The organism is Citrobacter sp. Cu231 (assembly GCF_030332265.1).
Classification (GTDB): domain Bacteria; phylum Pseudomonadota; class Gammaproteobacteria; order Enterobacterales; family Enterobacteriaceae; genus Citrobacter; species Citrobacter meridianamericanus.
In genome coordinates, this window is the sequence record NZ_JAOWIE010000046.1 from 213,075 (window position 1) to 221,979 (window position 8,905).

Genomic DNA, 8,905 nt, shown 5'->3' on the forward strand with positions numbered 1-8,905 from the left:
GGCGCAAACGTCATATCCGGCCTGCTGCAACTATGCAGGCCAGATAAGCGTAAGCGCCATCCGGCATGTTAGCTCTCTGTGGCTAACGTCGTCGCCTCATGCTGGCGCACCCGTTTGAGCAAGGCTGCCAGCGTGAACACGACAGCGATCCCCGCCACAACCGCCAGCAGATGAAACGAGATCCTGCCACCGTTAAACCACAGCCAACGCCCGATTTCGACAGAAACCGCCATCACCGTCAGGATCACCATATTCAGTGACGCGGAAACAGTGCCCTTCGGTAAGTTGTTGGAAAAAAGCGTAAAACGAAACAGCGTTGGGAAGATCATTCCAATGCCAAACGCATACAGGCTGGTTCCCAGCACCGACCACAGCCAGACGTGCGGCCACAGCAAATTACCCGCGATCAGCACCGCTAACCCGCTCAGTTGAACAGGCACGGCGCGCCAGATAAAACTGGGTTGGGTTGGATCCTTCACAAAACGAACCACCACCATATTGGCGACGATCACCGCACCAAATACCGGCGCCTGCGCCCAGGCAAACTGCGATGTGGTCATGCCGCCCGCATCAATCAGGATCACGGGTGAGACTGCCACCCAGCTCATCATCGGGATATAGCTTAGCGACAGCGTGGCTGCGCCAAACAGGAATACCCGGTTGCGGAAAACGTCGCGGAAATCGCGCAGCACGCCACGCGCGCTGAACGGCACCGCGCCGCGCTGGACGGTTTCCGGCATTGCCAGTAGCAGGCCAATGAAGGCGATAAGCCCCATGGCGGCAATAATGGCAAACAGAAACTTCCAGTGGACAAAGTGCATTAGCGCAGCCCCGGAGAGTGGGCCAATAACCGGCGCAACCAGCACAATGGAGGTGATTACCGCCATCAGCTTAATGGCCTTCGTTTGCCCAAACGCCTCCTGCACCGTGACATAACCCACAGTGGCGATAAAGCAGATGCTGGTGCCCTGCACAAAACGCGCAACCAGAAATTGCGTCATTGAGGTGGTGAACAGCGTGGCCGCGCAGGTGAGCGTAAAGATTAACGCACCCGCAATCAGCACCGGTCGACGACCAATCCGGTCTGAAAGCGGGCCTAACAGCCATTGCAGCGCCATGCCGCCTGCCAGATAAAGGCTCACTGCAGCCGGTGCCAGGCTGACATCGGCGTTGAAATCGCGCACGACATTAATGATGCCGGGTTGGATCAGGTCCGTCGACAGATAGGCGGCGAAGTCGTACAGAATCAACGCGATGGGGAAAAATAGCGTCGTGGCGCGTTGGGAGAAAAACGCGAAAATCCGTTGCATAAAACAGCTCCTTGTCGGGAGAAAACCCTCAACGGGAATAGCAAAATTCAATACCGTCTTTGAGACGTCAGGCCGATGACAGAAAAATGCAGACTGCAAATGTACTGAATTTCATGTAATCAAAAACGCTGCCCGCGCAAGGCGCAAGCAGGAGAAACGTTTTCAGACTCGGGTCAGAAAACGTAACGATTACAGGTAACAATCAGCACATCGCACCTCGGGAAGAATTAGTTGAATGGATAATAGCCACCCAAAGTGTAATGCGGATTGGATATTAATTAAACGAGTTTATCCGCTTTATTTGCAGAAATTCATCTCGCTTATCAGAAAGTGATGCTCTGCAGAAAACGCAGCGCGATCGCACCGCCGAAGACGATCAGTACGCCCCCGGCGATATGCTCTACCCACAATATTCCTCTGGTTAACCGTCGCTGGATCTGCGGTAAGCCTATGAACATAACGATCAACAGATCCCACACCAGCACCACGCTGGTCATCCAGATCCCGCTCACGGCTTGTTGCAGCAGCGTCACCGATGGGCCGAGCAGTGCGGTCATCAGCGCCAGATAAAACAGCGCATTTTTGGGGTTGAGCAACGACGAACCTAACCCCAGCAGCAGCTGTTTGCTAAATCCCGGGCAGGTAGACGGGGCGTCTGCTCCGGACAGGGTTTGCGGGCGGCTGCGTATTAGCAGGCTGCCTATCCACAATAAATAGAACGCGCCCACAAGCTCAATAACCGTAAACAGCAGGGGACGTTGGCGCAGGATCCCCCAACCGATAATCGCCAGCAGGATATACAGCCCATTGCCTATGGCGATACCCACACACAGCCCGGTGCTACCGCGCATCCGGTAACGGGCGGCGTAACCGACCAGTAAAAAGAAGTCCGGCCCGGGGCTTAGCAGAGCGACAAAATGTGCCAGCGCCAGTGCGGGAAAAGCCGATGGAAAAAGTACAGAAAGCAGTGACATAGCGACCTCAGAGAATGAACCTGCGATCACCCTACGCCTGGCATAATGCTATTTATTGTCTGAAATTGATCGTCCCAACGCGTACTGGCGCGGTGTAGCTGCGGTGTAGCGGACAAAGGTGCGGTGGAAATGACTCTGGTCGGCAAAACCGCTCTGATAGCCGACATCGGCAATCTCGTCCCCGGCACGAAGCCGCTGGCGGGCATAGTCAATCCGCAAGATATTCAGATAACTTGCAGGCGTGAGTCCTGTGTCCTGCTTAAAGGTACGGATCAGTGTTTCTTTACGCATGCCGCACTCTTGCGCCAGATTGTCCAGCGAGGGCGGAGCCAGCAGATTGGTCTGCAACCGTTCACGCAGATACTGGCTGGCGGTGCTTTGGTTTTCCGGTGTTACCGATTGCAATGGCAGCGAGCGCAGCAATGCTTGTGCGGCATCCGTTATCTGCGTCGTTTGCCGTTGCTGCATAAGCGCCACGAGGTTCATATAGTGCTGGAATAATTGCGGGTCGCGAATAACGGGATCGCGCGAGCAGAGCAGTTGATTGTTGTTGAGCGCAGGCAGATGGACAAGACACCACCGGACATCAAGATAAAGCATGTGATAGCTGCGAAACAGTCCGTTCACGGGATTACAGCTGTGTGGCACCAATGGCGGGATCACAATCAGATCGCCCACTTTCAGGTGATAATCTTTTCCATCGCACTGGCTGCATGTTTCCCCCTCAAGAATCGCCCCAATCGAGAGCTGAGAGTGGTTATGACGCTTATAGGCCTGCTGGCTTTGCCAGGTGCTGCGTAGTTCCAGCCACGGGAGCTGTTCGTCTCGCCAGAACGATTGTGGAATATCCCGGGTATGCGTCACATCGTGTCCTCCCTGAAAGTGATGGTTTGTTATAACACAGGCCGTGCGGTCAAAAAGCGGGAATGCGCATTGAAATAGTGATTCTGCGTGATGCGTTCCAGACAATTGCAGACGTTACAACGGGACGTTTTTATCTCTGAAAACGTCTCGCAAAGAGAGAAAGTTGCAGGTGAGGGGGGCGGTTTTGCGGCGCTACAGTCACAGCATCTTATTCCCAGGTGACGGATCGCCATGAACAAAACACCGACTTCCACGCCACATGATGCGGTCTTTAAAACGTTTTTGCATCACCCTGAAACCGCTCGGGATTTTCTCCAAATACATCTTCCTGCTTCGCTGTGTGAACTTTGTGATTTTCAGACGCTGAAACTCGAGACAGACAGTTTCATTGAAGAGGAATTACGTGCGTACTATTCCGATGTGCTGTGGTCTGTGAAAACGACGGATGGGGATGGGTATATTTATGTCGTGATTGAACACCAGAGTACACCGAATGCGCATATGGCATTCAGGTTGATGCGCTATGCGGTTGCGGCCATGCAGAAGCATTTAGATGCCGGGCATCAGCAGTTGCCGCTGGTGGTGCCGATGTTGTTTTATCACGGCGCTAAAAGCCCGTATCCCTACTCGCTGTGCTGGCTAGATGAATTTGCCAGTCCGAAATTGGCTCGTCAGTTGTATGCTGCGGCATTTCCGCTGGTGGATATTACGGTTATTCCGGACGATGAGATTGTGCAACATCGGCGTATGGCGTTGCTAGAGCTAATACAAAAACATATCCGCCAGCGCGATCTTATGGGACTGGTTGAGCAAATTGTTTCTCTGTTAGTTACCGGACTGACTAATGACAGTCAGATAAAGACGCTGTTTAATTATATTTTGCGTACAGGCGATGCACCTCGATTCAGGGAGTTTATTCGTGGGGTTGCCGAACGTTCACCGCAGCATAAGGAGCATTTGATGACGATTGCGGACAGATTGCATGAGGCTGGATTTCAAAAAGGGTGGCTCGAAGGTCAGCAGGAAGGCCAGCAAAAAGGTAAACAAGAAGGTAAACAAGAAGGTCTAATTGAGGGGCAGCGAGCTGAGGCGCTCCGTATTGCACGCACCATGCTGGCAGACGGTATCGATATCAACACGGTACAAAGAATTACCCGACTTTCTGCTGAGGATATCCAGGGATTAAGCCACTAGACAGAGGCGAAACCGGGCGTACCGATTTACTCCATCGCCACCTTCACTGCTTCTCCGAGTTTTTGCATCACTTCCCGATGCTTCTCATCAGGCGGCAATGCGCAGTTGATGCGCACACAGTTGCGATACTTTCCGGATGCGGAGAACAGCGATCCCGGAGCGACCTGTATTTTCAACCGACAGAGCTGCTTAGCCACGCAGACCATATCAACCTGCAATGGCAGTTCGACCCAAAGCATAAAGCCACCTTTTGGTCGTGTAACGCAGATTCCACAGGGGAAGTATTCGCGCACCCAGCAGGTGTAGATTTCCATATTACGCTGATAAATCTGGCGCATACGCCGGACATGGCGATGATAGTGGCCTTCGCGCACAAAGGTTGCCGCTGCCAGCTGCGTGGCGGGAACATTGGTGCCGATAACGGCGTATTTTTTATGCAGAAGTTTGTCATGATAGCGCCCAGGAACAACCCAACCCACGCGCAGACCCGGTGCAACGGATTTGGTAAACGAACTGCACAACAGCACCCGACCGTCGATATCCCAGGAGTGGATGGTGCGCGGGCGCGGGTATTCTGTTGCCAGTTCGCCATACACATCGTCTTCAAAAATAACAATATCGTGGCGCTGAGCGAGAGCCAGGACCGCCCGCTTACGTGCATCCGGCATAATAAATCCGAGGGGATTATTGCAGTTGGGGACCAGGATCACGCCTTTGATGGGCCACTGATCCAGCGCTAATTCCAGTGCTTCAATACTGATGCCGGTATCCGGATCGGTTGGGATCTCAATAACCTTAATCCCTAAGCCGCGCAGTAGCTGCATCGTGCCGTAATAGGCGGGCGATTCTACGGCGACGATATCTCCTGGCTGGCAGACCGACAATAGTGCCAGCGACATTCCACTCTGGCTGCCGCTGGTGATCACGATATCATCCGCAGCCACTACCGATCCGCCGTCCAGCATCAGACGGGCAATCTGATTGCGCAGTTCACGGCATCCAGCCAGTTCGTCGTAGCCCAGCACCGCACCTAAATTGTGTTGCACCACGCGACTTAACTCGCGCCAGAGCGGTTTCAGGCTGGGTTGATTGATATCAGGGACGCCGCTGCTGAAAGGGATTATCGATTTATCTGCATGACCTGCCAGCATGCTCAGCACCTGATCCCACTGGGTTATCTCCACCGGACGCTGGACCGGGCGCGACATCAGCGGCACCGGCGGCTGCGCTTTTTGCGGCGCGACAAAGTAGCCCGAACGTGGCTGCGGGGTGATCAACTGCCGCTGTTCCAGCATCTGATACGCCTGCTGCACGGTGCTGATGCTCACCCCGTGTTCCTGGCTCAGGCTGCGCACCGACGGCAGTTTCTCGCCATGGCGATACAGCCCCTGCTCAATGCGTTCGGCCAGCAGTGTGGCCAGATGTTGGTAACGCGTCATGCTGTATCCCTCGTTATTGCCATACAGATTGATAAACCAATACAGAACGGTGGAAAAAACCGTGTGCAGATACTGTTTTAATCAATCTGTATGTTAAATAAAAGTACTTTTTGAATCTGTATTGTCAGGCAGTAAATCCGAGAAGATAAAGCCTCTGACAAGGTGAGGAGGTGGGGTATGGAATTTCACGAGAACCACGCAAAACAGCCGTTTATTGGGTTGGTGCAGATCTGGCGGGCATACAAGGCATGGCGGCTGCGAGCGCAAACGCGGCGCGTATTGCAACAGATGAGCGACGAGCGGCTGCGGGACGTCGGGCTGCGACGCGATCAGGTGGAGTGATTTCTTTCATCGACAGAGGCTGGGGTTATCGCCCCGGCCTCTTTTGTATTCACGGCATTTATCAATTCATGCTTCTGAATGATGTGTTTCTTGATACTTACTCTGATAAGTATTATTTTCTTCTCAGTGATGAAGGGGAAATAAGCATGACTGAAGATGAACTGTTTGCCCGCCGCCCGATGGGAATGCGCATGGCGATGGTGGTGCGGCAGTGGCGGGCTATTATTGATGCAGCTATTACTGACACAGGCCTGACGCAGTCAAGCTGGACGGTACTGATGCAGTTGTATCAACTGGGAGATAACGTCTCGGTCAGTGAACTGGCCCAGGTGCAGGGTATTGAACTGCCGCCGCTGATGCGCACTCTCTCACAGCTGGAAAAGCACGGCTATCTGCTGCGTTCCACATCGCCTTATGACAAACGCATTCGCCTGCTCACGCTGACCGCGCAAGGCCGAGCAAGGCTGGAAGAACTCAACCGGGTGATTGAGAACTACCAACATCGCGTCACGTGTACCATCCCAGAAGCGGAGCTTGCCGCCTTCAGCGCGACCTTAAATCAACTCGCCTGCAATTTGCGGACAATCCGCGAAGAAGACAATCAACACTAAAAAACTATGATGACCCCAGAACAAAAATTTGCCCGTTGGGTAAGGGTGAGTATTGCCGCTTTCTTGGTAATATTCGCCTGGTTTATCGTTGCCGATATCTGGATCCCGCTGACGCCGGACTCCACTGTGATGCGCGTGGTAACGCCTGTTTCCTCACGCGTATCCGGCTACGTCTCGCAGGTACATGTCCATAACAATAGCCCGGTGAAAAAGGGCGACTTGCTGTACGAACTGGATCCGACGCCGTTTATCAATAAGGTCGAGGCTGCGCAAATCGCCCTTGAGCAGGCAAAGCTGAGCAACCAACAGCTGGATGCGCAGATCGCCTCTGCGCGTGCCAATCTGCGCACTGCGCAATTTAACGCCCGGAACGACAAGACCACCTTTGACCGCTATCAGCGCCTGAGCGCCATGCAGAACGTGTCGCAAGCCGATCTCGATAAGGTGCGCACCGCCTGGCAAACCAGCGAGCAGTCGGTGTCGGCGCTCAATGCCAATATTCAGAACCTGCTGATCCAACGCGGCGAGCGCGATGAAAACCGCAACGTGACGCTGCAAAAATACCGTAACGCGCTGGAAGAGGCGCAACTGAACCTCGGCTGGAGCAAAGTGTATGCCCAGACCGACGGTACGGTGAGCAATCTCCAGCTTAGCCCCGGACTGTACGCCACCGCCGCCACGCCATTGCTGGCGCTGGTCAGCCATCAGACCGATATCGTGGCCGACTTTCGCGAGAAAAGCCTGCGCCACACCCGGGTGGATACCGATGCCGCCGTAGTGTTCGACGCCATGCCGGGCAAGGTTTTCTCTGCCCGCGTCACCAGCAGCGATGCCGGTATTCTGGCGGGTCAGGAGCAGGTTAACGGCCAGCTGTCGCAACCGGAACAGTCTACCCGCTGGGTGCGCGACGCCCAGCGTATGCGTATTCACGTCGCGCTGAACGAACCGCTCGACACGCCGTTGCCGACCGGGGCACGCGCCACGGTACAGCTGTACAACAGCGAGGGGATGTTCGCCCGCACCTTTGCCGGAGCGCAGATCCATCTCGTTAGCTGGCTGCACTATGTCTATTAACACCCTGGCTCACGTCTTTACGCCGCACGGGAATATTGTCTACACCGCCAATGATTTTCGCCAGACTCTGCGTATTGCCGTTGCCGGAACGATAGCGCTGAGTATCTCGACCTTTTACAACGTGCAGTACGGCGTGTTCTTTGTGGTTTATCCGCTGATGCTGCTGTCGCTGGTACCGGTGTTCAACCGCCATGTGGCAAAACAGTTTGTGTTCAGTGCGGCGGTGAACTGCGTTGAAATGGTACTGATTGTCGGCTATCTCTCACAATGGCCGCTGATTATGACGCTGGTGGTATTTGGCCTGTACGTGATGCGTTTTCGTTTGATGAGCAAAGGACCGCTGTTTCTGTTCGGCTCAATGGGCGTGGTGTGCCAGAGCACGATGCTCAACTTTATGAGCTATCCCACCACCAACTGGCATACGCTGATGTTCTCCAATATGGAAGCCTGCGTCATGGCGGTGGCGCTGAGCGCGTTGCTGCATTATCTGATCCCGGACGTGGAACCCCGCCAGCCGCCGCCGCGCATTGAGAAAGATGACGCCCGGGTTCGCCACGAGTCGCTGCTTTCCGGTTCGGTGGCGACAATGATTTTTGTGGTTTTCCAGATCTGTGACTTGAGTGATTCGCTGTCGGCGCTGATGGCGGGCATTTTGATCCTGTTTCCTATGCACTATCGCGGCGCGGTGTTGAGCTCTCTCTGGCGTGTGGTCGGCGTGGTACTGGCTTGTCTGTATATTCTGCTGGTGCAGCTGCTTATCTATGATTTCAGCAACCATATGCTGTTGATTATGCCGCTGATTGGCCTTGGACTGGCGTTCAGCGCCCGCCTGCACGTGATGGAAAAAGTAGGCGCTGGCGTGGGTTTTGCCAGTATCACCACCATCGGCATTATGTTCGGGCAGAACCTGCATCCGGATCAGGACCTGGTATTCAGCGATCTCTACCGCATCACTTCCGTTACCGTCGCGCTGCTGGCCACGTTAACGATGGTATTTCTGGTGCACCGCGTTTTGAACGTAAGCGGCTCGCCAGAACCGTATTGATATTTACTGAGAGGTCAGATCAACTTTCCAGGGCAACAGATCGCGTACCCGG

At 54.3% G+C, this 8,905-nt stretch carries 9 protein-coding genes; 5 read left to right on the plus strand and 4 right to left on the minus strand.

Annotated features, from left to right (window positions below; genetic code table 11):
* Nucleotides 1-68: 68 nt before the first annotated feature.
* The 3 genes from mdtM to OGY15_RS20820 form a co-directional block, all read right to left on the minus strand.
* Nucleotides 69-1,310: a multidrug efflux MFS transporter MdtM gene (gene mdtM, locus OGY15_RS20810; RefSeq protein WP_286540925.1), complete on the minus strand. Its 1,242-nt coding sequence runs from the start codon at nucleotides 1,308-1,310 to the stop codon at nucleotides 69-71.
* Nucleotides 1,311-1,633: 323 nt separating this feature from the next.
* Complete coding sequence (locus OGY15_RS20815; protein WP_278238466.1) at nucleotides 1,634-2,284, minus strand: LysE family translocator; 651 nt, start codon at nucleotides 2,282-2,284, stop codon at nucleotides 1,634-1,636.
* A 48-nt stretch (nucleotides 2,285-2,332) separates the two neighbouring features.
* A complete protein-coding gene (locus OGY15_RS20820; protein ID WP_151216643.1) occupies nucleotides 2,333-3,148 on the minus strand; it encodes a helix-turn-helix transcriptional regulator in 816 nt (271 codons plus the stop codon).
* A 231-nt stretch (nucleotides 3,149-3,379) separates the two neighbouring features.
* Here OGY15_RS20820 and OGY15_RS20825 point away from each other — a divergent pair, with 231 nt between their 5' ends.
* Entirely contained in the window at nucleotides 3,380-4,342 is a 963-nt protein-coding gene (locus tag OGY15_RS20825; RefSeq protein ID WP_187259152.1) for an Rpn family recombination-promoting nuclease/putative transposase, read from the plus strand.
* Nucleotides 4,343-4,368: 26 nt separating this feature from the next.
* On the opposite strand, the gene OGY15_RS20830 is transcribed toward OGY15_RS20825, so the two are convergent.
* Nucleotides 4,369-5,781 carry an aminotransferase-like domain-containing protein gene (locus OGY15_RS20830; protein WP_187253678.1) on the minus strand — a complete coding sequence of 471 codons (1,413 nt, stop codon included), beginning with the start codon at nucleotides 5,779-5,781 and terminating at the stop codon, nucleotides 4,369-4,371.
* A 177-nt stretch (nucleotides 5,782-5,958) separates the two neighbouring features.
* On the opposite strand from OGY15_RS20830, the gene OGY15_RS20835 reads away from it, so the two are divergent.
* The 4 genes from OGY15_RS20835 to OGY15_RS20850 all read left to right on the plus strand — a co-directional run bounded on the left by OGY15_RS20835 (nucleotide 5,959) and on the right by OGY15_RS20850 (nucleotide 8,853).
* A complete protein-coding gene (locus OGY15_RS20835; protein ID WP_151224510.1) occupies nucleotides 5,959-6,123 on the plus strand; it encodes a DUF1127 domain-containing protein in 165 nt (54 codons plus the stop codon).
* Nucleotides 6,124-6,269: 146 nt separating this feature from the next.
* Entirely contained in the window at nucleotides 6,270-6,734 is a 465-nt protein-coding gene (locus tag OGY15_RS20840) for a MarR family winged helix-turn-helix transcriptional regulator (protein WP_151224511.1), read from the plus strand.
* Between the two features lie 6 nt (nucleotides 6,735-6,740).
* Nucleotides 6,741-7,808, plus strand: coding sequence for an HlyD family secretion protein (locus OGY15_RS20845; protein WP_252838441.1), 1,068 nt, complete (start codon nucleotides 6,741-6,743; stop codon nucleotides 7,806-7,808).
* Nucleotides 7,798-8,853, plus strand: a complete 1,056-nt coding sequence (locus OGY15_RS20850; RefSeq protein ID WP_286540931.1) for a DUF2955 domain-containing protein — start codon at nucleotides 7,798-7,800, stop codon at nucleotides 8,851-8,853. The genes OGY15_RS20845 and OGY15_RS20850 overlap by 11 nt, the downstream gene beginning before the upstream one ends.
* Nucleotides 8,854-8,905: the final 52 nt, after the last annotated feature.

Bases quoted from the DNA above. Each gene is read 5' to 3' on its own strand.
- mdtM (WP_286540925.1), bottom strand. From the start codon at position 1,310: ATGCAACGGATTTTCGCGTTTTTCTCCCAACGCGCCACGACGCTATTT.
- OGY15_RS20830 (WP_187253678.1), bottom strand. From the start codon at position 5,781: ATGACGCGTTACCAACATCTGGCCACACTGCTGGCCGAACGCATTGAG.
- OGY15_RS20825 (WP_187259152.1), top strand. From the start codon at position 3,380: ATGAACAAAACACCGACTTCCACGCCACATGATGCGGTCTTTAAAACG.
- OGY15_RS20815 (WP_278238466.1), bottom strand. From the start codon at position 2,284: ATGTCACTGCTTTCTGTACTTTTTCCATCGGCTTTTCCCGCACTGGCG.
- OGY15_RS20835 (WP_151224510.1), top strand. From the start codon at position 5,959: ATGGAATTTCACGAGAACCACGCAAAACAGCCGTTTATTGGGTTGGTG.
- OGY15_RS20850 (WP_286540931.1), top strand. From the start codon at position 7,798: ATGTCTATTAACACCCTGGCTCACGTCTTTACGCCGCACGGGAATATT.
- OGY15_RS20845 (WP_252838441.1), top strand. From the start codon at position 6,741: ATGATGACCCCAGAACAAAAATTTGCCCGTTGGGTAAGGGTGAGTATT.
- OGY15_RS20840 (WP_151224511.1), top strand. From the start codon at position 6,270: ATGACTGAAGATGAACTGTTTGCCCGCCGCCCGATGGGAATGCGCATG.